Raw genomic sequence first — 23,768 nt, forward strand, 5'->3', positions numbered from 1 at the left:
CGCAACCTGAAAACCTCAGCGATTGACGTCCACCACAACCCGTCCGCGAAGTTGCCCGGCGAGCAGTTTTGGCGCCGCCTCGATGGCTTCACTCAGGCCGATTTCGTGGCTGATCAATGCCAGCAGCGAGAAATCCAGATCCTTGGCCAGACGCTCCCATGCTTGCAGCCGGCGGGCTTTGGGCTGGGTCACGCTGTTGATGCCGGCGAGGGTCACACCGCGCAAAATGAACGGCGCCACTGACGCCGGGAAGTCCATGCCTTGAGCCAGACCACAGGCGGCGACGGTGCCTTCAGAGCGGGTGCTCGCGCAGGCATTGGCCAGGGTGTGACTGCCAACCGAATCGATCACCGCCGCCCAACGCTCTTTGGCCAGTGGCTTGCCGGGCGCTGACAACGTCGCACGGTCAATGATTTCGCCGGCGCCCAACTGCTGCAGATATTCATGCTCGGAGACCCGGCCGGTGGACGCGACGACGCGGTAGCCGAGTTTGCTCAGCAGGGCGATGGCAAAACTGCCAACACCGCCGTTGGCCCCCGTGACCAACACCTCACCCTGCTCCGGCGTCACGCCATTGCGCTCGAGCGCCAGAATGCACAGCATCGCCGTATAACCGGCCGTACCGACAGCCATCGCTTGCGCCGCCGTAAAGGCCTTGGGCAATGGAATTAGCCAATCGCTATCGAGTCGCGCCTTCTGCGCCAGACCGCCCCAGTGATTCTCGCCAACACCCCAGCCGTTGAGCAGCACCTGATCACCCACCTTATAGTCGGGGTGTGAACTGGCTTCCACGGTGCCCGCAAGATCGATCCCCGGCACCATCGGAAACTTGCGCACCACCGGACTGCTGCCGGTTATCGCCAAGCCATCCTTGAAGTTCAGCGTGCTGTACGCAACAGCCACGGTGACATCGCCTTCAGGCAATTGCTCCTCGTTGACCTGTTGCAGGTTGGCGCGGTAACCGCTGTCGTCTTTGTCGATCACAATGGCGTTAAACATGACTGCCTCGCTGGACTGTTTTCAGAATGTCGTGCCTTGAAATAGCACATCGCAACACCCTGCCACATTCGACTTTGCGCCAATCGGCAAATCGGCCGGGTATTTCGATGGCCCGCGTCTATGCTTTTTCGACGGTCGTGGTTTCGCCGAGTTTTTTAAAGAGTTCGCCACTGCCGCGACCACCGGCGTACCAGCAATTTTCATCACGCTTCTGGAGGCCGAAGAGCGGCGGATGTCATCGACGCTGAAAAACTGCACGGGTTGTTCTGAATTTCGAACTGGCCCCGAATCCGGTTTTGCTGCTAAAAACCGGTTTTGCCCCCTGCCCGCTGCACCGTTCGGAGAACCGCCCTCATGAGCCAATGGCCAGACACCCGTCTTCTTGATCTGCTCGGCATTGAATTGCCGATCATCCAGGGTCCGATGGCCGGTGCGACGAATTCGTCCATGGTCATCGCCGTGTGCAACGCCGGTGGCCTGGGTTCGATGCCGGCGGCGATGTTGAGCATCGAGCAATTGCGCGAAGAGCTGAAAACCATCCGCCAGCACACCGACAAGCCCTTCAACGTGAACTTCTTCTGCCATCAGCCACCGGCAGCCGATGAGCAACGTGCACGTGACTGGAAGCATTTGCTGGAGCCTTACTATCGTGAACTGGGCGCCGATTTCGCTGCACCGACTCCGGTATCCAACCGCGCGCCATTCGATGCCGCAGCCTGTGAAGTGCTGGAAGAATTTCGACCTGAAGTTGTGAGTTTCCATTTCGGTCTGCCAGAGAAATCCTTGCTCGAGCGGGTCAAGGCAACCGGGGCGAAAATTCTCTCATCGGCCACGACGGTCGACGAAGCGATCTGGCTGGAACAGAACGGCTGCGACGCGATTATCGCCATGGGTTACGAGGCCGGCGGCCATCGCGGCATGTTTCTCAGTGATGATCTGAGCAGTCAGGTCGGCACGTTTGCCCTGGTGCCTCAGGTGGTCGATGCGGTGAGCGTACCGGTGATTGCCGCCGGGGCAATTGCCGATGCGCGCGGCATGGCGGCGGCGTTTATGTTGGGGGCCTCAGCGGTACAGGTCGGCACCGCCTATCTGTTCACGCCGGAAGCAAAAGTCAGCGCCGCTCACCACAAGGCGCTGCGCACCGCCAAGGAAAGCGAAACAGCGATCACCAATATTTTTACCGGGCGGCCGGCACGGGGCATTCTCAATCGCGTCATGCGTGAGCTGGGCCCGATTTCGCACCAGGCACCAGCATTTCCCTTGGCTGGGGGTGCGCTGATGCCGCTGCGAGCGATCAACGAAGCAGAGTTTGCCAACCTCTGGGCCGGTCAGGCATTCACCTTGGGCAAAGACCTCGGTAGCGCTGAACTGACTCGACAATTGGCCGAAGGCGCACTGGCAAAACTCGCAAGCCGCTGAAGCTGCACAGCGCGAAGATTCAAACATCCTCGCGCTGATTTTAACCAACACTTCCTGTTTGGCGGCATTTCGCTATATATTTCGCTATATAGCGAATTCACCTCTCGCATCGGCGCAGCCCACTTCAAACAATAGCTGCCCGCTGCACTCGCCAATAACGGAGCTGTTACATGACCATTCGTGCCTCACGTCTTGCCCCTGGTTGCTTGGCCTCTTTGCTCGCCGTCTTCGCCGTCGGCGCAGTTCAGGCTGATGAAGTGCAGGTGGCTGTGGCAGCCAACTTCACCGCGCCGATCCAGGCCATCGCCGCCGATTTCGAAAAAGACACCGGGCACAAACTGGTCGCAGCCTATGGCGCCACTGGCCAGTTCTACACTCAGATCAAGAACGGCGCGCCGTTCGAAGTGTTCCTCTCCGCTGACGACACCACCCCGGAAAAACTCGAAAAAGAAGGCGAGACCGTCAAAGGTTCGCGCTTCACCTACGCCATCGGCACGCTGGCGTTGTGGTCGGCTAAAGAAGGTTATGTCGATGCGAAAGGCGAAGTGCTGAAAAAGAACGAATACCAGCACCTGTCCATCGCCAACCCGAAAGCCGCGCCCTATGGTCTGGCAGCCACGCAAGTGCTGGAAAAACTCAAACTGACCGACGCCACCAAAGCCAAGATCGTTGAAGGCCAGAACATCACTCAGGCCTACCAATTCGTCTCGACCGGCAACGCTGAGTTGGGCTTTGTTGCCCTGTCGCAAATCTACAAGGACGGCAAAGTCAGCAGCGGTTCGGCATGGATCGTCCCTGCGAGCATGCACGACCCGATCAAACAGGACGCGGTCATTCTGAACAGAGGCAAAGACAACGCCGCCGCCAAAGCCTTGGTCGAATACCTCAAAGGCCCGAAAGCCGCTGCGGTGATCAAGTCCTACGGTTACCAGCTCTAAAATGTCACTGACGAGCGCCGATTTCGCGGCGATCTGGCTGACCCTGAAACTGGCGTCCCTGACCACCGCGATCCTGCTGGTGGTCGGCACGCCGATCGCCCTGTGGCTGTCGCGCACCGATTCATGGCTGCGCGGCCCGATCGGAGCGATCGTCGCCCTGCCCCTCGTACTGCCTCCGACCGTAATCGGTTTCTATCTGTTGCTGATGATGGGGCCGCACGGTTTTCTCGGCCAATTCACCCAATGGCTGGGCCTGGGCACTTTGACGTTCAGCTTCACCGGGCTGGTGATCGGTTCGGTGATCTATTCCATGCCGTTCGTGGTGCAACCGTTGCAGAACGCGTTCTCGGCGATCGGCACCCGCCCCCTGGAAGTGGCCGCGACCTTGCGCGCCAATCCGTGGGACACGTTTTTCAGCGTTATTGTGCCGTTGGCACGCCCCGGTTTTATCACCGCAGCGATACTCGGTTTCGCGCATACCGTCGGTGAGTTCGGCGTGGTGCTGATGATCGGCGGCAACATTCCCGACAAGACCCGCGTGGTTTCCGTACAAATTTATGACCACGTCGAAGCGATGGAATACGCGCAGGCTCACTGGCTGGCCGGGGCGATGCTGGTGTTTTCGTTTCTGGTGTTGCTGGCGCTGTATTCCAGCCGCAAGACCCGTGCAGGCTGGAGCTGATCGATGATCGATGTGCGTTTGAAACGGGTCTATACGGACTTCAGCCTCGATGTCGACCTGCACTTGCCAGGCCGTGGCGTCACTGCGCTTTATGGCCACTCCGGCTCGGGTAAAACCACCTGTCTGCGTTGCATTGCCGGGCTTGAGCGCGCTGAACATGGCTTCATCCAGATCAACGATGAAGTCTGGCAGGACAGCGATAACGGCATTTTCGTCCCGCCACACAAACGCGCGCTCGGCTATGTATTTCAGGAAGCCAGCCTGTTTCCGCATCTGTCGGTGCTGGCCAATCTGCAGTTCGGCCTCAAGCGCATCGCCAAGTCCCAGCGTCGGGTCGACATGGCGCAGGCCACCGAACTCTTGGGCATCGAGCATTTGCTCGAACGTCATCCGCAGCATTTGTCGGGAGGCGAACGCCAGCGTGTCGGCATCGCCCGTGCCCTGCTGACCAGCCCGAAACTGCTGCTGATGGACGAGCCACTGGCCGCTCTCGATAGCCAGCGCAAAAGTGAAATCCTGCCGTACCTGCAACGTCTGCACGACGAACTGGACACACCGGTGTTGTACGTCAGCCATGCCCAGGATGAAGTGGCGCGACTGGCTGACCATCTGGTGCTACTCAGCGAAGGCAAAGCGCTGGCCAGCGGCCCGATTGGCGAAACCCTCGCACGTCTTGACCTGCCGATGGCGATGGGTGATGACGCCGGGGTGATCATTGAAGGTCAGGTCTGCGCCTACGATGCGCAATATCAGCTGCTGAGCCTGCAATTGCCGGCCACCGAGATGAGCATCCGTGTGACGCACGCGCCGATGGAACCGGGTCAGACCCTGCGCTGCAAAGTACACGCGCGGGATATCAGCCTGAGCCTGCAGAACAGCGAATTCAGCAGCATCCTCAATCGACTGCCGGTGACGGTGGTCAGCGAACAATCGGCGGACAACGCCGCCCACGTTTTGATTCGCCTGGATGTTGGCGGCACCCCGCTGCTCGCGCGTATTACACGCTACTCCCGGGACCAGTTGGGCGTGCATCCGGGCCAGCATTTATGGGCGCAGATCAAAGCGGTAGCAGTCCTCGCTTAAATCATTCGGCACCACGGCAACGGCGTGCGGTCAATCGTTTTACAGACCGCCGCGCCATCAAAGGAAACTGCCATGCCCGACACCGTGCTGACTGCCGACCTGCCATCCGACCTGCATTACGTCGACGACACCCAGCCCGGTATCACCCGCAAAAAGCTGCGTGGCAAGTTCAGCTATTTCGAGCCGTCAGGCCAGCGCATCAGTGATCCGGATGAAATCAAACGCATCAATGCCCTTGCCGTACCACCCGCCTATACCGATGTGTGGATCTGCCCGGATCCGCGCGGTCATCTGCAAGCCACCGGCCGTGATGCCCGTGGCCGCAAGCAATATCGCTATCACGCGCGCTGGCGCGAAGTGCGCGATGCCGACAAGTATTCGCGCCTGCGTGAGTTCGGTCTCGCGTTGCCGAAACTGCGCAAACAACTGGAGGCGCTATTGGCCGCGCCCGGCTTCAGTCGTGACAAGGTCATGGCCACGGTGATCACCCTGCTCGACGCCACATTGATCCGGGTCGGCAATACCCAATACGCCCGCGACAACCGCTCCTACGGCCTGACCACCCTGCGCAGCCGACATGTCGAAGTCAACGGCAGCGCGATCCTGTTCCAGTTTCGCGGCAAAAGCGGCATCGAACACCAGATCACAGTCAAGGATCGGCGTCTGGCACGCATCATCAAGCGTTGCCTGGAAATTCCCGGGCAGAACCTGTTTCAGTATCTGGATGAAAACGGTGAGCGACACACCGTCAGTTCTTCCGACGTCAACGCCTACCTGCAAACCCTGACCGGTGCCGATTTCACCGCCAAGGATTACCGCACCTGGGCCGGCAGTGCCTTGGCGCTGGCGGTATTGCGCGAGTTGCAATGGGAGTCCGAGACCGAGGCCAAGCGGCATGTGGTGGAGATGGTCAAAGGCGTCGCCAAGCAGTTGGGCAACACCCCGGCAGTGTGCCGAAAATGCTACATCCACCCCGCCGTGGTGGAGAAATTCATGCTCGGCGCCCTCGCTGAACTGCCTCGCCCGCGCGTGCGCAAAGGCCTGCGTGCGGAGGAAGTGGCGCTGGCGATGTTTCTCGAGCGAATGAGCGAGATGACCGACGCACCTTGATCCGCCGCACATCGTCAACTAGGCTAGCCATCTTCCCCTCCTTCGGACGACCGCAGCAGTGAACAATCCAGCCTTCTAAAAATGTAATCGCGACACGCCGTTCTCGGCGCTTGTCAGTTTTCACGACATTTTTTGGAGGTGCCGATGACTCACGTCTCGCGTACACCCGCACTCGTTTCCCTGAATCAACTGGGCTTTCAGTTCGCCAATGGCGCAACACTGTTCGAAGACCTGAACCTGACTTTCGATCATCAACCGACTGCGATCGTCGGGCGCAATGGTGTTGGCAAAAGTGTGCTTGCACGTTTGATTGCCGGGCAATTACAACCCGGCACCGGCAGCGTGGCACGCTCGGTTTGCGTGCATTACGTCGCACAAACGTTCATCGCCACACCCGGGCAAACCGTCGCCGATGCAACGGGGACGGCCCCGGCGCTCAGCGCACTGGAGCGACTAAGATGCGGTGCTGCCACTGCGCACGACTTCGACCTCATCGATGAACGCTGGGATCTGGCCGAGCGCTTGCGCCAGATGCTCGATGGGGCCGGGCTGACCGACCTCACCGGGTCGGATCTGACGGAGCACCTCAGCGGTGGCCAACAAGCCAGAATCGCTTTGATCGGCGCACTGCTGAGTCAGGCGCCATTGCTGGTGCTCGACGAGCCCACCAATCACCTCGACAGCGGCGGTCGGCAATGGCTGATGAGCCTGCTTGAGCGCTGGCGTGGCGGCCTGATTATCGTCAGTCACGACCGCCAGCTTCTGGAGCAGATGCAGCGATTTGTCGAACTCACGACGTTGGGAGTAACAGTTTTCAGCGGAAGGTTTTCGGATTTCACCGAGCAACGCAGGATCCATCAACAGGCGGCGCAGGCACAGCTCGATCAGGCCCGTATCGAACGTCAGCGCGAACGTACGCGGCTGCAACGCGAGCACGACACGATCCAGCGCCATGCCGCCGGCAGCCGTCGCCACGCACAAAGTGCCAACGTTTCGGGCTTCGAGCGGGCAGCGTTGAAAGCCGCTGCGCGGGACATCATGGGGCAGGTAAAAGTCGGCCACCAGGCACGCAAGGCCGATCTGGATCAGCGTGTTCGCGAGGCGTACGAAAACGTCCTGCCCGCCGACGGCGTGCTGATCAATCTGCCGGGCAGCGTGGTGCCGAGCAATCGGCGGGTGTGCACGCTGATCGACGCGTGCTTGCCAGGGTTACCGGCAGATGCGCCCACCACCCGCCTTGACCTCGCCATTCAAGGGCCGATGCGCATCGCTGTCAGCGGTCACAACGGTTGTGGCAAATCGACGCTGTTGAAATTGCTGGCGGGTGAATGGGCGCCGGTAAGTGGCGATTGCATCACGCACGTGCCTTTTGCCTTTTTCGACCAACAACTGAAGCTGCTGGATGAGCACACATCGATTGTCGATCAGTTGCAGGAACAGCAAACACTTTTGAGCGAAGGTGAGTTGCGCAGCTTTCTCGCTCATCTGCAACTCGACGCACAACGCGTTAACCGCCCGTGCGCCTCACTCAGTGGCGGCGAACGCTTGAAAGCAGCCCTTGCGCTGGCGTTGTGGCGCCAGACGCCCGCGCAATTACTGCTGCTGGATGAGCCCACCAATCATCTGGACCTGGCGTCGGTGCACGCTTTCGAACACGCCTTGCAGGCATTTCCCGGAGCGATTGTCGCGGTTTCCCACGATCAAGCGTTTCTACAGGCGTTAAACCCAAGCCATTGTTTGACCTGGCACCCCGAAGGCTGGCGCTGGCAACCGACGAGCTGACCTGCCTATTTTTTGCACGATTGCCGAGGGCTTCTATAGTTGATCTGACACAAATCAGCTGCGGTGACGCCATGGAAGACATTTTCGTCGTGAAGCGTTGCAACAAGATCATTATTTACGGTCGACGTGCCGAAGACAGCCAGCATGATCCCGCGAAAGCCACTAGCTGGTTTCGCATCTGCGACACACGTACTGGCGGTTTCATCGGCGATGGCTATGACGCGGAAGAGGACGCACGACGTGAATGCAGACGCCTCAACGCAGCGAGTTCCCCATCAGCGGCCCGCCAGTCTTCAGGCTGATGCCGATCAGAAGCGGGTCTATACTGAAACCAGCTGAAGGAGCAGCGCCCCACGGCAGAAGGCTCGCAACACGCGGGCTTTTTGCTGCAGCCCAGGTTTCATAGAACGGAGGTGTTCCATGTCCGAAAAAGAGTCCATCACCACCCTCCTCACCCTGCTCGACGCTCGACAAGCGCGCCTCGCCGCCGCTTGCAAAGAGATCGCCGACTGGGTCGATCACCAAGGTGGACACCCCACCGCCCTGCGCATCCGAGACCGGCTGAACGACATCGAGAAGGATGCTCCGCTGATTCGCAATACGCTGTCGGCGCTAAAGCCTGTTGATCGGCCACTGCCTCGGTTCAGATGAACTCGACCCGGCCAGGGTTTCAGGAGTTTGCTCATTAGCGGTGACACATGAGTCACCGCGCTTGTGTCTGGCCGTTATGTTTATTTTTCCAGTTTTTCACGTGACGACTACATCTGCGCGTCTACAGTGAAGCCACTCCTTTGCAAACTAACGCCCTCACCCGCCCGCATGCGGGTGTTTTTTTGCCTGCGTCCAAACGGCGAACGGTTGCCGTGCATGAGTTGTCATAACTTATACATGTCGAAAAGGAGACAGTTATGGTTATCCATTTCAACGTCGACGGGCATCTGGCCTGCGGCCATAAAGGCAAACAACTGTCGGCAAGCCGCGAACTCAATCGCGTGAAGTGCCGCAGTTGCCGCAATACCGATGCCTACAAACAGGCGCGAAAGGATCAGCGCAACGCCACCCGCCGCATGGCCCGTCAGGCCAAGACCTCCCACGGCGCGACCAACTGGCGCGCAGAATGGATCGAGCGCCTCACTGCAATGGCCGGTCTTCAGCGCTTGCCTCGCGGCTTTAGCGGGCAAGCATTCGTCTAGCAGCGCGTATAAGCAAGGCACAAAAAAGGCCTGCATGAGGAAACTCATGCAGGCCTTTGCTATTCAGGGTGGCCGAAGCGGTACGCCTTTATGAGCGGCCACTAGCACTAGTGGCAAAAGCCTGACACGGGCAGCACTCACAAAAACATTTCAACAACCGATGCATCCATTTTGATCGCTGGCTCGTAGATTCAATACCCTCACTCGGAGGGCACAAGAGCCAAGGAGATACATCATGCATGCCTTTTACAAAAAAATTGCTGCAGCAGCCTGCTTCGCCATTCTCTGCGTAACTGCAACGTTCAGCTTTGCCGCCAACTCGGTGATGGTCGGAGGCGCAGCGATGTACCCCACTAAAACCATCGTTGAGAACGCAGTCAACTCGAAGGACCACACGACACTTGTAGCGGCGGTCAAGGCTGCCGGGCTGGTTGATACGCTCAACAGCAAAGGTCCATTCACCGTCTTCGCCCCGACAAACGAAGCGTTTGCGAAGCTTCCGGCAGGCACCGTCGACACACTGGTAAAGCCTGAACACAAAGCCGATCTGACCAAAATCCTGACCTACCATGTTGTGCCCGGCACTCACACATCTGCACAAATAATGGCCGAGGCCAAAAAGAACGGCGGCACCGTTATGCTGGAAACCGTTCAAGGTGAGTCGCTGAGTATCAAGCTGTACGAAGGCAAGTTATGGGTGGTGGACGCCAAAGGCGGTAAGGCAAGTATCAGCATCGCAGACGTGATGCAGTCAAACGGTGTGATCCACGTTGTCGACTCTGTCTTGATGCCTTAAACGCGCCTGGTTCCCGGCTGACGCACAGTTTGCCGGGTGCTATTACCCGAATAGGCACTTCACGAGCGGGTTTAGCATTGAGCAAATGGTTTTGTCTGGCGGTTGCGCGGCGATACAGCGAATGTTTTACAAACCAAATTTCAAATAACCCAGCCAACTCGGGAGGGTCTTTTTGGTTGCTCGCTGATTTTCAGATACCGCCTGACTCGTGAGCCTCGCTGTAGCACAACCGAAGCGCTGAAGGATGAATATACGTTCATCGAAAACATGGTTTGATGCGTCTAGGCTGCGGGTTCCGACATAGTGACTACAGGAGTAACCCACCATGTTCTCGCACGAAAGCATCCCGCTTGTGGCCATCTTCATCATCATGCTCATCGGCGTGCTTGTGGCCTTCCTGCATCCGGTGCACGCGTTCTTTAGCTGGCTTCGGAGACGAAGTAAAAAAACTTCGTCTCGTTCTCCGAAAGAAGCGGATTCGCGCTGAACTCTTCCCTAAAAGCCCGGCTACGTCCGGGCATCTTTTCGTAACGCCATGCAGCTTGCAGATATTAGCCGCTGGGCAATCGAGGGATTTGGATGAAACTGCGAGCTATGACAAACGCCTCGTATCAAACCGCTGGCACACCACCTGAATGCACTCCCCTCCGCGCCCAACGGCAACCAGCGGAACGGATGGCTTAAGGCTGAGTTTCAGAGGCGAGATTTGCGCGCCAAGGCGAGTACAGACAAGGCGAGTACAGACAAGGCAGAGTCCAGCGTGAGATTTTGCAGGCGGGGAATCAACTTGAGTGTACGACCGTGATAATGACCGAGCAATACATCAGGAATCGCAAGGGCAAACAGCAATGCCAACCAAATGATTGCTGACCAGAAACAAACAAGGGCTTGCATCAGCTTTCGCCCGCAAACCCTTGATTTAAGATGGTGCCCGAAGCCGGAATCGAACCGGCACGCCCTTACGAGCGGGGGATTTTAAGTCCCATGCGTCTACCAGTTTCGCCATTCGGGCGGTAGCGCGGTGCTGCTATCTTCTGCTGCCCAGTCGCGATCCTGACAGGATCCAGCCTTGAACAACAGTGCGGGAAATATATACATCACTTCCCGGTGAAGCAAGTTCGCAATGACCGTTTTTCAAGACCAAATCTTGCGGTACTTTGCAAATAAAAAAGCTCCGTAAATCATGGATCTACGGAGCTTGTTTATAGTGGAGGCCGAGGTCGGAATCGAACCGGCGTAGGTGGATTTGCAATCCACTGCATAACCATTTTGCTACTCGGCCTCAAAGTATCTGCTGTCAGTAGCACAACAACAAACACTGTACAAACTTGGAGCGGGAAACGAGACTCGAACTCGCGACCCCGACCTTGGCAAGGTCGTGCTCTACCAACTGAGCTATTCCCGCTTGGTGATGCGCATTCTATAGAATTAAGAAGCTCCGTCAACCCCTTGATTCAAAAAAGTTTTATTTCTTTTCAACATCAGTCTTCAGGTGCGGCCAGGCGGCGCGCAGGTACTGCACCATCGACCACAAGGTCAGGCCGGCAGAGACCATCAGCAAGGCATAACCCAAGATAACCCAGAAACTGAAGTCCTTCGGGTTGGCCAACAGAATGACCAGCGCAAGCATCTGCGCCGCGGTTTTCCACTTGCCCAGATTTGAAACGGCTACGTGGGCACGGGCGCCGAGTTCGGCCATCCATTCACGCAATGCCGACACCACAATCTCGCGACCGATGATGACAGCAGCCGGCAGAGTGAGCCAAAGATTGCCGTGTTCTTGAACGAGCAGCACCAGTGCCACCGCAACCATGAGCTTGTCGGCTACCGGATCGAGAAACGCCCCGAACGGAGTGCTTTGCTCCAGACGGCGAGCCAGATAACCGTCCAGCCAATCCGTCGCTGCCGCAAAGGCAAACACCGAGGCGGAGGCCATGTAACTCCACTGATAAGGCAGATAGAACAGCAAAATGAAGATCGGAATGAGCAGGACGCGTAGAACGGTAATCAGATTAGGGATATTCATCGGCACAACTGGCTACGAGGTGAAGGGGCATTCTACTCGCTATGCAGGTTCGCATAAATCGACTCTGCGAGCTTTTTACTGATCCCCGGGGCTTTGGCGATCTCTTCGATGCTTGCACGAGTCAGCTCCTGCAATCCACCAAAATGTTTCAACAAGTCGCGACGTCGGGTCGGCCCAACGCCGGCAACGCCTTCCAGCGTTGACGTACGGCGGGTTTTGCCACGGCGTGCGCGGTGTCCGGTAATCGCGAAGCGGTGCGCCTCATCGCGAATCTGTTGAATCAAGTGCAGCGCCGGCGAGTCGCCACGCAAGGTGAACTCATGCGCCGCATCATTTAGATACAACGTTTCGAAGCCCGCCTTGCGAGTAGCGCCTTTGGCGACACCGAGCAGAATCAGATCTGGTACGGCCAACTCGTTGAGAACATCGCGAGCCATCGACAGCTGGCCCTTGCCACCGTCCACCAGCAAGATGTCTGGCAACTTGCCCTCGCCTTCCTTGAGTTTGCTGAAGCGTCGCGTCAAGGCCTGATGCATGGCGGCATAGTCGTCACCCGCCGTGACCCCTTCGATGTTATAGCGCCGGTAGTCCGACTTGATCGCGCCTTCCGGGCCAAAGACCACACAGGAAGCAACCGTCGCCTCACCGCTGGAATGGCTGATGTCGTAGCATTCCAGGCGCTGCGGCGGTTCATCCAGATTCAACACTTCGGCCAAGGCTTCAAAGCGCGCGGCGGTGTGTTGGCGGTTGGCCAGGCGTGCACCCAATGCCTGCTCGGCGTTGGTGACGGCCAGTTGCTGCCAGCGTGCCCGCGTACCGCGCACCCGATGACTGATGGCAAGCTCGCGACCACGCAATTCATGGATCGCTTCGATCAACGTTGGAAAATCTTCATGCACCACGTTGACGATCAGCTCACTCGGCAAATCGCGCTCAGGGCTGCTGATGAAATACTGGCCAAGAAACGCGGCCATGACTTCCGACACGTCCTCTTCGATGCCGACTTGCGGAAAGAAATTCTTGCTGCCCAACACGCGTCCGCCACGCACACTGATCAAGTGCACGCAGGCGCCACCCGGGTTGACGAATGCCGCGATGACATCGATGTCCCCTGTGCCGCCTTCCATGCTTTGTTGATCCTGAACCCTGCGCAGCAGCGCGATCTGGTCACGCAACTCGGCGGCTCGTTCGAACTCCAGGTTGATCGCCGCCTCCTCCATCGCCGTGGACAGCTCGTTGGTCAGCGCGTGACTGCGCCCCTCAAGAAACATGACCGAGTGGCGCACGTCTTCGGCATACACGTCAGGCTCGACCAGCCCCACGCAAGGCGCCTTGCAGCGCTTGATCTGATACTGCAGACATGGGCGGGTACGGTTCTTGTAGTAGCTGTCTTCACACTGCCGAACGAAGAAGGTCTTTTGCAGCAGACTCAGGCTTTCACGTATGGCGCCGGCACTCGGATAGGGGCCGAAGTACTTGCCCTTGGCCTTTTTGGCCCCGCGATGAATGCTCAGGCGCGGAAACTGGCCGTCGGACAGAAAAACATAGGGATAGGATTTGTCGTCGCGCAGCAGGATATTGTACGGTGGCCGCCACTCCTTGATCAGCGTCTGCTCAAGCAGCAGCGCTTCGGTTTCGTTGGCGGTGATGGTCGTTTCGACCTGCGCAATGCGCCCCACCAACGCGGCAGTCTTCGGCGCCAGGCCGGTTTTGCGAAAGTAGCTGGCCAGGCGTTTTTTCAGGTTCTTGGCCTTGCCCACGTACAACAGGCGTGCATCGCTGTCGAACATGCGATAGACGCCTGGGCGTCCACTGACTGTCGACAGAAACGCGCCGGAATCGAATGTTTCAGTCATGGTCAGAGGCTGGCATCAACCATGCCGTGACGAACCGCCAACAGGGTCAACTCGACATCGCTGCTGATCGAAAGCTTCTCGAAAATACGATAGCGATAGGTGTTCACGGTTTTCGGCGACAGGCACAATTTGTCGGAAATGATCTGTACCTTCTGACAGCCGACAATCATCAAGGCGATCTGAATTTCGCGCTCGGACAAGGCATCGAAGGGAGAGTCGTTGGAGGGCTGGAAGGATTTGATCGCCAATTGCTGGGCAATCTGCGGACTGATATAGCGTTGGCCGGCAAATACCAGGCGAATCGCCTGAACCATTTCCGGCAAACCCGCGCCCTTGGTCAGATAACCCGCAGCACCGGCCTGCAACAAGCGTGTCGGAAAAGGATCCTCCTCACACACCGTGACCGCGACCACCTTGATATCCGGATGACTGCGCAACAGTTTGCGCGTGGCTTCCAGGCCGCCGATGCCAGGCATCTTGACGTCCATCAGCACCACATCGGGCTTCAACTCTCGGGCCTTGATCAGGGACTCTTCCCCGGATTCGGCCTGGCCAACCACCTGCAAGCCATCGATATCGGCCAGCATACGTGTAATGCCTGTACGAACGAGATCATGGTCATCGACCACTAGCACCCTAATCAAGCAGACACCTCGCGATATGGTCATATTGGGATGCCGGACACCTTAGCAAAAAGTGCCACGCAGACCTAGCGGAAAGCGTCATTTAAAAAGTTTCAATTCATCATTGAAGGCTTGCCGGCCGTGGGTTTCAGAGCACATGTGTACCGATATCAAGCTGCATTCGCAGAAAACACTCGTCCGCGCCCTGAACCTGTAGTCCTTTTCTCTCATACAAGTTTCTCGCCGGATTATTTTCAAATACGGTCAGGCGTAGAGCCGGGCGTCTTTCTTTGCGGACCATGTCGATAACCTGATCGATCGCCCAAGAACCAGCACCCTGCCCCTGATACGTTTCAGCAATCTGCAGTTCACGAATGTACAGCGCGCGTATATCCCGACTGAGACTGAGAAAGCCCACTGGCACATCACCCTTCACTATCAGCCAGTTTTGCCGCCCCAACCACGCCACGTCGAACGCTTCGTCCTGCCATAGCAGGTCATGGCGAATGTAGTAGCGCAGCATGTTCTGACAGGTAAGATCACGGGCAAACGCCAGATCTTCTGGAACCGCCAATCGTAAGTGGAATGTCATCAGGCTTGCACAACAGGAACAATTCGCCCCAGCCATGCACCCACGACGCGCTCGGCCATGACCAACAGATCACCTGCCCCGGCCGCTGCGGCCTCGATAAAGCGACAGTGTAAAAACTCACCGGCAATGAGCAGAGAATGGGCAGCAGCAATGTTTTGTGTCGACACGGTTCATCCTTGGTCATCAAGCGAAGTGCAGAATGTCACAACTCCAGCGCGACGCTAGCAATAGATGTTTCGTTGATTACGCGATAGCAATTTCTGATTGCTGAGGCGTATCGGCCTCTAGTAAGCTCGGCCCATTCATTGGAGACAGACCATGTTCAACGCCCTCTCACAGCTTCGTACTGCCAGCGCCTTGCGCTCGGTTGCGGCTGCCCGGGTGAATGACGTTTGCGCTCCGGTCAGCTTTTATTTTGGGTATTGGTTTAGCCACTGGCGCGCCTGATACCCAAACGGCGCCCATAACAACGGGTCGCCTACCAGAGAATTCTCAACCCCCGGTCGGCCTCCCGACCGGGGGTTTTGTTTTTTCAGCCCCAAACTTTTCAGCAACACACCAGACACTTTGAGGATTCACGAAATGAACTACGCCACTTATTACCGTTACGACAGCTTTAACGCCTGGCGATTTACCAGCTTCCGCTCGGGACAGCCTGCCGCCTCCGATCGGTCACCTACAGGTGGCAAGCACACCCACGTAGCCAATACGGCCAATTGTCGAACACCCCAGTAGGGCCGAGCGAGCGGGAGAACCCGCCGCCAGCCCAGGAAGACCGAATATGAACTCGTCCGTTTCTGCTCTGCCGCTGTCCACCCTGAATCCTGCCAACGAAGCATTGACTCTGCGTCTGCCCAGCTCGTTGCAACTCAAACAGCAATTGCCCCTGAGCAATGCCTTGAGTCAGCAAGTCACCGCCCACCGTCAGGCGGTTCGCGCCATTCTCAACGGCCAGGATCAGCGCCTGCTGGTCATCGTCGGGCCCTGCTCTATCCATGATCCGCAATCCGCACTCGAATACGCTGGCAAGCTCGCTCGACTGGCTGAGGAAGTCAGCGGCGAAATGCTGTTGGTGATGCGAGCTTATGTCGAAAAACCGCGCACCACGGTCGGCTGGAAAGGTCTGGCCTACGACCCGCATCTGGATGGCAGTGATGACATGGCTGGCGGCCTTACGCTTTCGCGTGAGCTGATGCTGGAAATGATCCGCCTCGGCCTGCCGGTGGCCACTGAGTTGCTGCAACCCATGGCTGCCGGTTACTTCGATGACTTGTTGAGCTGGGTGGCCATTGGCGCGCGTACCACTGAATCGCAGATCCATCGGGAGATGGCCAGTGGATTGGGCATGCCCGTCGGCTTCAAGAACGGCACCGACGGCGGTGCCGCCATTGCGGTTGACGCCATGCGTTCGGCAGCCCATCCGCACCGGCATTTCGGCGTCGATAGTCAGGGCCATCCGGCCATCATTCAAACGCCAGGCAACCCCGACACCCATCTGGTTCTGCGCGGCGGCCATAAAGGGCCGAACCATGATCGCGAGAGCGTGACCAAAATCCATGCCGACCTGGATCGCCTGAAGATTCCGAGCCGGATCATGGTCGATTGCAGCCACGCCAATAGTGGCAAGGACCCGCTACGCCAGCCTGGCGTCTTCAACGAAGTGCTTGAGCAACGCCTGCAAGGTGACCGTTCTCTGATCGGCATGATGATCGAGTCTCACCTGTTCGAGGGCTGCCAACCGCTGAGCGAATCCCTGCGTTACGGGGTTTCGATTACCGATGGCTGCCTCGGTTTCAGCGCAACGGAGCGTTTGCTGCTGGACGCATCTCAACGTCTCAGTGCCCAGGCAAAAGGCTGATTATCCGGCCAGCCCCGCGGATTTATTGCAAACCGCAGGGCTGGTCACGCCGCGTTACCCCTCCACTCGCACCTGTGTGGCCGCAGACGTCTGACTGACATCGTCCAGACGTTCAACCGTGTAGGCCACCCGCACGGTCGTGCCATGGTGCTCACGCCAGAATCGGTGCGGCACAATGAAGATCAGCGGCTTCCCCGCCGTCTCCCGAGTGATTTCACGGTCATCCCGATGATTGAACAGTTCCCCGTCGCACTTGAGATAGACCAACTCGCCTTCCTGCGTCCGGGCATTACCGATCACGACGGTGACGCCATCGACGGAGTCCTCTTTCAACAGCACGCCGTCTTCAGCTTCAAGTACATCGGGAGCCTCAAGCTCTCCCCGCAGGAACGGGGTAACGAGAATTCTTGCCGCCTCGGACTCGCGAATGACTCCGCCCGCCTGCTCGACCTGATAGCGCACCACTACCTCGCCGCCGAGATGAGCAGCGATGTGCGCCCCTTTAACCCAGAATGACAGTACGTCTGCGACAGCAAAGGCTTCGACCTTCAAACTGTCGCTGAACGTTGCGGACAATGCGTCAGCGCCCCACAGCAACGTGACTCGATCCCCCGCCGCCATTCGGGCATAAGGCTGGAGCACAATAAGCGTGCCGTCCGGCACCCGCGCCGGATCCAGCGTCCCTCCGACCGCACCCTCGACAATCGGCGCAAGCAATTGTGGCCGCACATCACCCACGGACAAATGCACACGGGCAGACACCGCCGGTTCAGCCGAGCGCGCACTGAACAGTTTCCAGTAGACCGCCAGCGAACCGCCATCCAGTGCAGCGATATGCAGGCCTTTGATCACGAAAACGATGTCTTTGCCGACCTGGGCTTCGCTGACATAGCGAACCATTTCATGCTGATAAGCAAAGCCCTCTATGTCCAGACCGTCCCAACTCAAGAGCAACTGATCGCCGCAGCTCATGTTTGCATAAGGAGCAATACGGACAACGACCTTGCCCAGTGATGGATCAAGCACCGTCCCCTTCAGACTATCAACGGTTGCCGCTGGCAGCAGTTCGTTCGAAACACAGGGGCTGGCGGGGTGGCGCATCCGGTAGCAAAACTCGACTTCGTGCGTGTGCATTAGTGGCTCCATTCCTTGGAAAGAACGCCGCTTTCATGGGCGGCGTCGACAGCCAACATTGAACGCTATTGCGCACACTTTCGATGTCAGCCTCATCCGCCGCGAACATCCGGCAAAGGCCTCCCACCGGGTAGGCAAACTACGCAAAAACGCCATCAACCGAGCGAAAGATGTCCTCAACTTCCGATTCGGATTTCATAAGTATCTGAAAATTCGTACAGCCACTAGTCCAGATTCAACGGCCAAGAGAAGCCCCTTCTTACTTCTTCGGCTGGATGAGTGTTTTAGAGTGGCCTCCGGATTCCCCGATGAACTTCTGCGAAAAAGGTAAGAACATGCAACGGAATGCTTCAACTCGCTATCCCGTCCTGTTGGTACATGGCCTGTTCGGATTCGAGCGCATCGGTCACTTCGAGCTGTTCCATGACGTAAAGGACGCTCTGAAAACGGCCGGCAGCCGAGTGTTTGTTCCGCACCTTTCTGCCACCCATAAAAACGAAACCAGGGGTGAACAATTACTTGCACAGATTGATCGTGTCTTGCGAGGCACAGGTGCAGACAAAGTCAACCTCATAGGACACAGTCAGGGAGCACTGGCTGCTCGATACGCTGCGGCGCTCGCGCCACACGCCGTCGCTTCCGTAACCTCCGTCAGCGGCCCGAATCACGGTTCGGAACTGGCCGACTTTCTGCGTAAGGCCCTGATACCCGGGCGGCTGCCGGAGGTCGTCGCCCAAAATGTAGCGACGCTATTTGCCGATTTTCTATCGTTGCTCAGTGGCAGTGTCACCTTGCCGCAGAACGCACTGGCGGCGCTCAATGCACTGACGACCGAAGGCGTAGGCGAGTTCAACGACAAGTTTCCGCAGGGATTGCCCAGCACTTGGGGCGGACAAGGCCCGGAACAGGTCAACGGCGTACGCTATTACTCATGGAGCGGCGTCCTGCCGGCCAACAGCCCGTCGACACTCGATCCAACCCAAAGCATTTGCCACGCGTTATCGCAGTACTTCATGACCGAAACGCAGCAGAATGACGGCTTCGTTGGCCGCTTCAGTTCTCACTTGGGGCAAGTGATCCGCTCCGACTACCCGCTGGATCATCTGGGCAGCCTGCGCCGCACGGCCAGCACGGCAACCGCACTGCCCGACCCGATTGAGCTGTACGTCGAACATGCTGAACGTCTGCGAGCCGCGAATCTCTGATCAAAGCCACGGACAACCGAACGGAACTTTGCCGAGAATTCGCCCACTGAATCCGGTAGGCTCCACACTTTTACTGAAATAGATTGGAGAGTTTCCCCATGGCTAAAGCCACTGCCCGCCACATCCTGGTTTCCAGCGAAGACAAGTGCAACGAACTCAAGGCCCAGATCGAAGGCGGCGCTGATTTCGCCGAAGTCGCCAAGGCCAACTCCACCTGCCCATCGAGCCGTCAGGGCGGTGATCTGGGTTCGTTCGGTCCTGGCCAGATGGTCAAGGAATTCGACACCGTGGTCTTCAGCGCGCCAATCAACGTCGTGCAAGGTCCGGTAAAAACCCAGTTCGGTTATCACCTGCTGGAAGTCACCAGCCGTCAGGACTGATCCGTCGCCTGATTGCTCGCCAACGGCCCGCCTTCTGGTGGGCCGTTGTGTTTCAGTTACATATACGGCTGGCGACTGACGCGCCTCTCGCGTACAACTTGCGCTTATCGATTTCCCGGTTCCAAGGCTGACAATGCGACTGGTTTTCCCCACATTGATGCTCACCGCCCTCGCCCTGTTGACGGGCGCCACCGGCGCAAACGCTGCACCGCAACACGCGTTGACCGTTTATGGCGAGCCTGCCAAGTATCCTGCCGGCTTCAGTCATTTCGACTACACCAACCTGCAAGCGCCAAAGGGCGGGACAATGCGCCGCTCGGCCATCGAGATCGGCCACTTCGACCATGTCCTTCCTTATATAGACAAAGGCATCGGCGTCACTCAGATCGATGGCTTGCTCTATTCGCCGCTGGCCCAGCGTTCGCTCGACGAGCCTTACACGGTCTACGGTCTGGTCGCGCAAAAGATGGAACGCTCGGATGATGGTCTGTCGCTGCGCTTCTATATCAATCCCAAGGCACGCTTCGCCGACGGCAAAGCGATCACCGCCGAAGACGTGCGTTACACCTACGATTTATTGATGACCCAGGGCAGCCTGCGTTATCGCACCCAGTTTGCCGACGTCAAAGGCGTCGAAGTCGAAGCGCCGCTAACCGTGCGCTTCGATTTCAAGAGTAATGAAAACCGCACCCTGCCACTGGACATCGCGACCCTGCCGGTATTCCCCGAGCATTGGTGGAAGAGTCGCGATTTCGCCGGCGGCGGCGGTTATGAAGCCCCCTTGGGCAGCGGCCCGTATCGAGTCGGCAAGGTCGATTCGGGGCGCAGTATCACGTTTGAACGCAACGCCGACTGGTGGGGCAAGGATCTGCCGGTCAGTCGTGGCTTGTACAATTTCGATCATTTCAGCATCGAGTACTTCGGTGATACCGACGTCGCCCGCCAAGTGCTGCGCGGTGGCGCCTATGACTACAACCGCGAGTTTTCGGCCACTGGCTACTCGATCGGCTATGACAGCCCGGCACTGAGCGACGGACGCCTGCAAAAGGCGCATCTGGCCACCGAGGCGCCACAGTCAGCCCAGGGTTTTGTGTTCAACCTGCAGAAACCCATGTTCGCCGATCGCCGCGTACGCCAGGCCTTGGCCATGCTTTGGGATTTCGAGTGGAGCAACCGGCAGATGATGCGCGGTATGTATATCCGCCAGCAGAGCTACTTTTCCAACACACAACTGGCGGCAAGCGAACTGCCCGATGCGCAGGAACTGAAAATCCTCGAACCGCTGCGCGGCCAGGTTCCCGAAGAGGTTTTCACTAAAGTCTTCGAAGCGCCGAAAACCGATGGCAGCGGTGTCATCCGTGACAAACAGTTGCAGGCCCTCGAACTGCTCGAACAGGCGGGCTGGAAACCGGATGGCGATCAGTTGGTGAACGCCCAGGGCGAACCACTGAGCTTCACCTTCCTGGTCAGCCAGAACGGCATGGATCGCTTGTTGCTGCCGTACAAGCGCACGCTGAAACAGATCGGCATCGATCTGAACATTCGCCGTATCGACTCCTCGCAATACGTCAATCGCCTGATGAGCCGCGACTACGACATGATCGTCACCGGCTACCCGGTCAGCACCTCGCCGGGGGGCGAATTGCTCAATTACTTCGCCTCCGCGTCGGCCAACGACCCAGGCGCGAACAACTATATGGTGTTGAAAAATCCTGCCGTGGATACGTTGATCAACGGCCTGATCCGCGCCTCCACCCAGTCCGACATGCTGCATTACGCGCACGCCTTGGACCGGGTCCTGCAATGGAATTACTACTGGATTCCCAACTACTATCCACCGGGCACCTCGACCGTGTGGTGGAACCGCTTCGGCATACCGTCGGTGCAAGCCAGCAATGACGAAGCCATCGAGAGCTGGTGGGAAATCAGCAGCACACCGCTGACCAATCAGCAGATGACCGCGGAAAAAATTGTCCGTGGCAGACCCGGAGGGCCGCACTGATGTGGGGTTACATACTGCGGCGCCTGCTGCTGATCATCCCGACGCTGGTGATCATCCTGCTGGTCAATTTCGTGATTATCCAGGCCGCGCCCGGCGGTCCGGTGGAACAGGCCATCGCCCACCTGCAAGGGATCGGCGGCGCCAGTGTCGGCGGCGGTGCCAGCGAAACCATGAGCGGTACTTCCCGCGCCAGTCGCGGCCTCGATCCGCAACTGATCAAGGACATCGAAAAACAGTACGGCTTCGACAAACCGGCCCATGAGCGCCTGTGGCTGATGCTGAAGAACTACGCACAACTGGATTTCGGCAAAAGCTTTTTCCGTGGCGCGACGGTCACCGATCTGATCCTGGAAAAAATGCCGGTGACCATTTCCCTCGGGTTGTGGGCGACGCTGATCACCTATCTGGTGTCGATCCCGCTGGGGATCCGCAAGGCCGTGCACCATGGCAGTCATTTCGATATCTGGAGCAGCACGGCGATCATCATCGGCTACGCGATGCCGGCGTTTCTGTTTGCGATGTTCCTGATCGTGGTGTTTGCCGGCGGCACGTCATTGAACTGGTTTCCGGTGCGTGGCCTGGTGTCGGATAACTTCGAATCGCTGTCGACCCTCGGCAAGATTGCCGACTATTTCTGGCACTTGGTGCTACCGGTGACGGCACTGGTGATCGGCGGTTTCGCCACGCTGACGATCCTGACCAAGAACTCGTTTCTCAATGAAATCACCCGCCAGTATGTGGTGACCGCTCGCGCCAAAGGCCTGAGCGAGCGTCGCGTGCTGTACGGCCATGTGTTCCGCAACGCGATGCTGCTGGTGGTGTCCGGCATCCCGCAGGCGTTCATCAGTGTGTTCTTCGCCGGTTCCTTGCTGATCGAAGTGATCTTCTCCCTCGATGGTCTTGGGCGCATGAGTTACGAAGCAGCAGTTTCGCGGGATTATCCGGTGGTGTTCGGTTCGCTGTTCATCTTTACCCTCTTCGGCCTGCTGATAAAACTGGTGGGTGACCTGTGCTACACGCTGGTCGACCCGCGTATCGACTTCGCCGCGAGGAACGCCTGATGTTCAAGCTCTCCCCTCTAGGGCGTCGGCGCTTCGAGCGCTTCAAGAAAAACCGCCGTGGCTGGTGGTCGTTATGGCTGTTTATCGGCCTGTTTGTGCTGACACTGGGTGGTGAGTTGATCGCCAACGACAAGCCTCTGGTCGTCAGCTATCAGGACCAGTGGTACTTCCCAGTATTCAAGCGCCACACCGAGCAGGAGTTCGGCGGACAACTGCCATTCCAGGCGGATTACCGCAGCGACTATGTGCAGAACCTGATTCGCAAGGACGGCGGCTGGCTGCTGTTCCCGCCGATTCCGTTCAGTGACGACACACCGAACTACGACCTCACCAAACCGGCGCCGAGCCCGCCGACGTCGGTCAACTGGTTAGGCACAGACGATCAATCGCGGGATGTGCTCGCACGGGTGATTTTCGGCGCACGGGTGTCGATTCTGTTTGCCTTGATGCTGACCTTTGTCAGCGCTCTGATCGGCATCGCCGCCGGGGCATTGCAGGGCTACTACGGTGGCTGGGTCGATTTGCTCGGGCAGCGCGTGCTGGAAGTCTGGTCAGGGCTGCCAGTGTTGTACCTGCTGATCATCCTCTCCGGTTTCGTCGAGCCGAATTTCTGGTGGCTGCTGGGGATCATGGCGCTGTTCTCATGGCTGGCGCTGGTGGATGTGGTGCGCGCCGAGTTCCTGCGCGGACGTAATCTGGAGTACGTCAAAGCCGCCCGCGCGCTGGGCCTGAGCGATCGCAAGGTGATCTTCCGGCACATTCTGCCCAACGCCATGAATGCAACATTGAGCTACTTGCCGTTCATTCTGACCGGGGCGATTTCCACCCTCACCGCGCTGGATTTTCTCGGTTTCGGCATGCCCGCCGGCAGCGCCTCGCTGGGTGAGTTGATCGGCCAGGGCAAACAGAATCTGCAAGCACCGTGGCTCGGGTTGACGGCGTTTTTCACCCTGGCGCTGATTCTTTCTTTATTGGTGTTCATCGGCGAAGCGTTACGTGACGCCTTCGACCCTCGATCCTGAAGCGTGG

Annotated in this window: 25 protein-coding genes and 3 tRNA genes; 17 read left to right on the top strand and 11 right to left on the bottom strand. The window is 58.1% G+C overall.

The features are described from left to right. Window positions 1-15: 15 nt before the first annotated feature. Window positions 16-999 carry an acrylyl-CoA reductase (NADPH) gene (acuI, locus tag ACOYXH_RS12670; RefSeq protein WP_460410779.1) on the bottom strand — a complete coding sequence of 328 codons (984 nt, stop codon included), beginning with the start codon at window positions 997-999 and terminating at the stop codon, window positions 16-18. A 354-nt stretch (window positions 1,000-1,353) separates the two neighbouring features. On the opposite strand from acuI, the gene ACOYXH_RS12675 reads away from it, so the two are divergent. The 11 genes from ACOYXH_RS12675 to ACOYXH_RS12725 all read left to right on the top strand — a co-directional run bounded on the left by ACOYXH_RS12675 (window position 1,354) and on the right by ACOYXH_RS12725 (window position 10,489). Next, on the top strand, window positions 1,354-2,418 hold the full coding sequence (locus ACOYXH_RS12675; protein WP_095047789.1) for an NAD(P)H-dependent flavin oxidoreductase: 1,065 nt from the start codon (window positions 1,354-1,356) through the stop codon (window positions 2,416-2,418). 170 nt (window positions 2,419-2,588) lie between these two features. Beyond that, a complete protein-coding gene (modA, locus tag ACOYXH_RS12680; protein WP_320413053.1) occupies window positions 2,589-3,356 on the top strand; it encodes a molybdate ABC transporter substrate-binding protein in 768 nt (255 codons plus the stop codon). 1 nt (window position 3,357) lies between these two features. After that, window positions 3,358-4,038 carry a molybdate ABC transporter permease subunit gene (gene modB, locus ACOYXH_RS12685; protein ID WP_093431052.1) on the top strand — a complete coding sequence of 227 codons (681 nt, stop codon included), beginning with the start codon at window positions 3,358-3,360 and terminating at the stop codon, window positions 4,036-4,038. Between the two features lie 3 nt (window positions 4,039-4,041). Then, the gene (gene modC, locus ACOYXH_RS12690) at window positions 4,042-5,121 is read left to right on the top strand and encodes a molybdenum ABC transporter ATP-binding protein (protein ID WP_320413054.1); all 1,080 of its coding nucleotides are present in this window, start codon (window positions 4,042-4,044) and stop codon (window positions 5,119-5,121) included. A 72-nt stretch (window positions 5,122-5,193) separates the two neighbouring features. After that, complete coding sequence (locus tag ACOYXH_RS12695; protein WP_095047793.1) at window positions 5,194-6,231, top strand: DNA topoisomerase IB; 1,038 nt, start codon at window positions 5,194-5,196, stop codon at window positions 6,229-6,231. Between the two features lie 144 nt (window positions 6,232-6,375). Beyond that, entirely contained in the window at window positions 6,376-8,013 is a 1,638-nt protein-coding gene (locus tag ACOYXH_RS12700; protein ID WP_460411461.1) for an ABC-F family ATP-binding cassette domain-containing protein, read from the top strand. Between the two features lie 71 nt (window positions 8,014-8,084). Continuing rightward, complete coding sequence (locus tag ACOYXH_RS12705; protein ID WP_095047795.1) at window positions 8,085-8,315, top strand: hypothetical protein; 231 nt, start codon at window positions 8,085-8,087, stop codon at window positions 8,313-8,315. Between the two features lie 118 nt (window positions 8,316-8,433). Then, entirely contained in the window at window positions 8,434-8,664 is a 231-nt protein-coding gene (locus ACOYXH_RS12710; RefSeq protein WP_008082703.1) for a hypothetical protein, read from the top strand. Window positions 8,665-8,921: 257 nt separating this feature from the next. Beyond that, window positions 8,922-9,206: a hypothetical protein gene (locus ACOYXH_RS12715; protein WP_093431037.1), complete on the top strand. Its 285-nt coding sequence runs from the start codon at window positions 8,922-8,924 to the stop codon at window positions 9,204-9,206. A gap of 235 nt (window positions 9,207-9,441) precedes the next feature. Next, window positions 9,442-10,002, top strand: coding sequence for a fasciclin domain-containing protein (locus ACOYXH_RS12720; protein ID WP_258708324.1), 561 nt, complete (start codon window positions 9,442-9,444; stop codon window positions 10,000-10,002). Between the two features lie 325 nt (window positions 10,003-10,327). Further along, the gene (locus ACOYXH_RS12725; protein WP_176471336.1) at window positions 10,328-10,489 is read left to right on the top strand and encodes a hypothetical protein; all 162 of its coding nucleotides are present in this window, start codon (window positions 10,328-10,330) and stop codon (window positions 10,487-10,489) included. A gap of 206 nt (window positions 10,490-10,695) precedes the next feature. Here the strand turns inward: ACOYXH_RS12725 and ACOYXH_RS12730 are convergent, their stop codons facing one another. From ACOYXH_RS12730 to ACOYXH_RS12770, 9 genes are all read right to left on the bottom strand, one after another. Next, on the bottom strand, window positions 10,696-10,896 hold the full coding sequence (locus ACOYXH_RS12730) for a hypothetical protein (protein WP_460064797.1): 201 nt from the start codon (window positions 10,894-10,896) through the stop codon (window positions 10,696-10,698). Between the two features lie 31 nt (window positions 10,897-10,927). After that, window positions 10,928-11,014 (bottom strand) — tRNA-Leu (locus ACOYXH_RS12735). 196 nt (window positions 11,015-11,210) lie between these two features. Beyond that, window positions 11,211-11,284 (bottom strand) — tRNA-Cys (locus ACOYXH_RS12740). A gap of 47 nt (window positions 11,285-11,331) precedes the next feature. After that, a tRNA-Gly gene (locus ACOYXH_RS12745) sits at window positions 11,332-11,407 on the bottom strand. Window positions 11,408-11,467: 60 nt separating this feature from the next. After that, the gene (gene pgsA, locus ACOYXH_RS12750; RefSeq protein WP_007950102.1) at window positions 11,468-12,028 is read right to left on the bottom strand and encodes a CDP-diacylglycerol--glycerol-3-phosphate 3-phosphatidyltransferase; all 561 of its coding nucleotides are present in this window, start codon (window positions 12,026-12,028) and stop codon (window positions 11,468-11,470) included. Between the two features lie 32 nt (window positions 12,029-12,060). After that, complete coding sequence (gene uvrC / locus ACOYXH_RS12755; protein ID WP_093430986.1) at window positions 12,061-13,884, bottom strand: excinuclease ABC subunit UvrC; 1,824 nt, start codon at window positions 13,882-13,884, stop codon at window positions 12,061-12,063. A 2-nt stretch (window positions 13,885-13,886) separates the two neighbouring features. Further along, window positions 13,887-14,528, bottom strand: coding sequence for a response regulator transcription factor GacA (gacA, locus tag ACOYXH_RS12760; RefSeq protein WP_016984198.1), 642 nt, complete (start codon window positions 14,526-14,528; stop codon window positions 13,887-13,889). Between the two features lie 127 nt (window positions 14,529-14,655). Then, a complete protein-coding gene (locus ACOYXH_RS12765) occupies window positions 14,656-15,099 on the bottom strand; it encodes a GNAT family N-acetyltransferase (protein ID WP_220556340.1) in 444 nt (147 codons plus the stop codon). Then, complete coding sequence (locus ACOYXH_RS12770; protein WP_245397985.1) at window positions 15,099-15,266, bottom strand: hypothetical protein; 168 nt, start codon at window positions 15,264-15,266, stop codon at window positions 15,099-15,101. Before ACOYXH_RS12770 ends, ACOYXH_RS12765 begins: the two co-directional genes overlap by 1 nt. 614 nt (window positions 15,267-15,880) lie before the next feature. Between ACOYXH_RS12770 and ACOYXH_RS12775 the strand changes: the two genes are divergently transcribed. Next, on the top strand, window positions 15,881-16,957 hold the full coding sequence (locus ACOYXH_RS12775; protein WP_095047799.1) for a 3-deoxy-7-phosphoheptulonate synthase: 1,077 nt from the start codon (window positions 15,881-15,883) through the stop codon (window positions 16,955-16,957). Between the two features lie 54 nt (window positions 16,958-17,011). On the opposite strand, the gene ACOYXH_RS12780 is transcribed toward ACOYXH_RS12775, so the two are convergent. Continuing rightward, window positions 17,012-18,091: a hypothetical protein gene (locus ACOYXH_RS12780; RefSeq protein ID WP_460064802.1), complete on the bottom strand. Its 1,080-nt coding sequence runs from the start codon at window positions 18,089-18,091 to the stop codon at window positions 17,012-17,014. A 335-nt stretch (window positions 18,092-18,426) separates the two neighbouring features. Between ACOYXH_RS12780 and ACOYXH_RS12785 the strand changes: the two genes are divergently transcribed. The 5 genes from ACOYXH_RS12785 to ACOYXH_RS12805 all read left to right on the top strand — a co-directional run bounded on the left by ACOYXH_RS12785 (window position 18,427) and on the right by ACOYXH_RS12805 (window position 23,761). Continuing rightward, complete coding sequence (locus tag ACOYXH_RS12785; protein ID WP_095048096.1) at window positions 18,427-19,296, top strand: lipase family alpha/beta hydrolase; 870 nt, start codon at window positions 18,427-18,429, stop codon at window positions 19,294-19,296. Window positions 19,297-19,394: 98 nt separating this feature from the next. Beyond that, entirely contained in the window at window positions 19,395-19,676 is a 282-nt protein-coding gene (locus tag ACOYXH_RS12790) for a peptidylprolyl isomerase (RefSeq protein ID WP_007912303.1), read from the top strand. Window positions 19,677-19,809: 133 nt separating this feature from the next. After that, on the top strand, window positions 19,810-21,678 hold the full coding sequence (locus ACOYXH_RS12795; RefSeq protein WP_460064804.1) for an extracellular solute-binding protein: 1,869 nt from the start codon (window positions 19,810-19,812) through the stop codon (window positions 21,676-21,678). Next, the gene (locus tag ACOYXH_RS12800; RefSeq protein WP_034154280.1) at window positions 21,678-22,739 is read left to right on the top strand and encodes a microcin C ABC transporter permease YejB; all 1,062 of its coding nucleotides are present in this window, start codon (window positions 21,678-21,680) and stop codon (window positions 22,737-22,739) included. The genes ACOYXH_RS12795 and ACOYXH_RS12800 overlap by 1 nt, the downstream gene beginning before the upstream one ends. Next, window positions 22,739-23,761, top strand: coding sequence for an ABC transporter permease (locus ACOYXH_RS12805; protein ID WP_095047801.1), 1,023 nt, complete (start codon window positions 22,739-22,741; stop codon window positions 23,759-23,761). Before ACOYXH_RS12800 ends, ACOYXH_RS12805 begins: the two co-directional genes overlap by 1 nt. The last annotated feature ends 7 nt before the right edge of the window (window positions 23,762-23,768 follow it).

This window comes from Pseudomonas sp. Mb7, from assembly GCF_054790525.1.

Bases quoted from the DNA above. Each gene is read 5' to 3' on its own strand.
- acuI (WP_460410779.1), bottom strand. From the start codon at position 999: ATGTTTAACGCCATTGTGATCGACAAAGACGACAGCGGTTACCGCGCC.
- ACOYXH_RS12675 (WP_095047789.1), top strand. From the start codon at position 1,354: ATGAGCCAATGGCCAGACACCCGTCTTCTTGATCTGCTCGGCATTGAA.
- modA (WP_320413053.1), top strand. From the start codon at position 2,589: ATGACCATTCGTGCCTCACGTCTTGCCCCTGGTTGCTTGGCCTCTTTG.
- modB (WP_093431052.1), top strand. From the start codon at position 3,358: ATGTCACTGACGAGCGCCGATTTCGCGGCGATCTGGCTGACCCTGAAA.
- modC (WP_320413054.1), top strand. From the start codon at position 4,042: ATGATCGATGTGCGTTTGAAACGGGTCTATACGGACTTCAGCCTCGAT.
- ACOYXH_RS12695 (WP_095047793.1), top strand. From the start codon at position 5,194: ATGCCCGACACCGTGCTGACTGCCGACCTGCCATCCGACCTGCATTAC.
- ACOYXH_RS12700 (WP_460411461.1), top strand. From the start codon at position 6,376: ATGACTCACGTCTCGCGTACACCCGCACTCGTTTCCCTGAATCAACTG.
- ACOYXH_RS12705 (WP_095047795.1), top strand. From the start codon at position 8,085: ATGGAAGACATTTTCGTCGTGAAGCGTTGCAACAAGATCATTATTTAC.
- ACOYXH_RS12710 (WP_008082703.1), top strand. From the start codon at position 8,434: ATGTCCGAAAAAGAGTCCATCACCACCCTCCTCACCCTGCTCGACGCT.
- ACOYXH_RS12715 (WP_093431037.1), top strand. From the start codon at position 8,922: ATGGTTATCCATTTCAACGTCGACGGGCATCTGGCCTGCGGCCATAAA.
- ACOYXH_RS12720 (WP_258708324.1), top strand. From the start codon at position 9,442: ATGCATGCCTTTTACAAAAAAATTGCTGCAGCAGCCTGCTTCGCCATT.
- ACOYXH_RS12725 (WP_176471336.1), top strand. From the start codon at position 10,328: ATGTTCTCGCACGAAAGCATCCCGCTTGTGGCCATCTTCATCATCATG.
- ACOYXH_RS12730 (WP_460064797.1), bottom strand. From the start codon at position 10,896: ATGCAAGCCCTTGTTTGTTTCTGGTCAGCAATCATTTGGTTGGCATTG.
- pgsA (WP_007950102.1), bottom strand. From the start codon at position 12,028: ATGAATATCCCTAATCTGATTACCGTTCTACGCGTCCTGCTCATTCCG.
- uvrC (WP_093430986.1), bottom strand. From the start codon at position 13,884: ATGACTGAAACATTCGATTCCGGCGCGTTTCTGTCGACAGTCAGTGGA.
- ACOYXH_RS12765 (WP_220556340.1), bottom strand. From the start codon at position 15,099: ATGACATTCCACTTACGATTGGCGGTTCCAGAAGATCTGGCGTTTGCC.
- ACOYXH_RS12775 (WP_095047799.1), top strand. From the start codon at position 15,881: ATGAACTCGTCCGTTTCTGCTCTGCCGCTGTCCACCCTGAATCCTGCC.
- ACOYXH_RS12780 (WP_460064802.1), bottom strand. From the start codon at position 18,091: ATGCACACGCACGAAGTCGAGTTTTGCTACCGGATGCGCCACCCCGCC.
- ACOYXH_RS12785 (WP_095048096.1), top strand. From the start codon at position 18,427: ATGCAACGGAATGCTTCAACTCGCTATCCCGTCCTGTTGGTACATGGC.
- ACOYXH_RS12790 (WP_007912303.1), top strand. From the start codon at position 19,395: ATGGCTAAAGCCACTGCCCGCCACATCCTGGTTTCCAGCGAAGACAAG.
- ACOYXH_RS12795 (WP_460064804.1), top strand. From the start codon at position 19,810: ATGCGACTGGTTTTCCCCACATTGATGCTCACCGCCCTCGCCCTGTTG.
- ACOYXH_RS12800 (WP_034154280.1), top strand. From the start codon at position 21,678: ATGTGGGGTTACATACTGCGGCGCCTGCTGCTGATCATCCCGACGCTG.
- ACOYXH_RS12805 (WP_095047801.1), top strand. From the start codon at position 22,739: ATGTTCAAGCTCTCCCCTCTAGGGCGTCGGCGCTTCGAGCGCTTCAAG.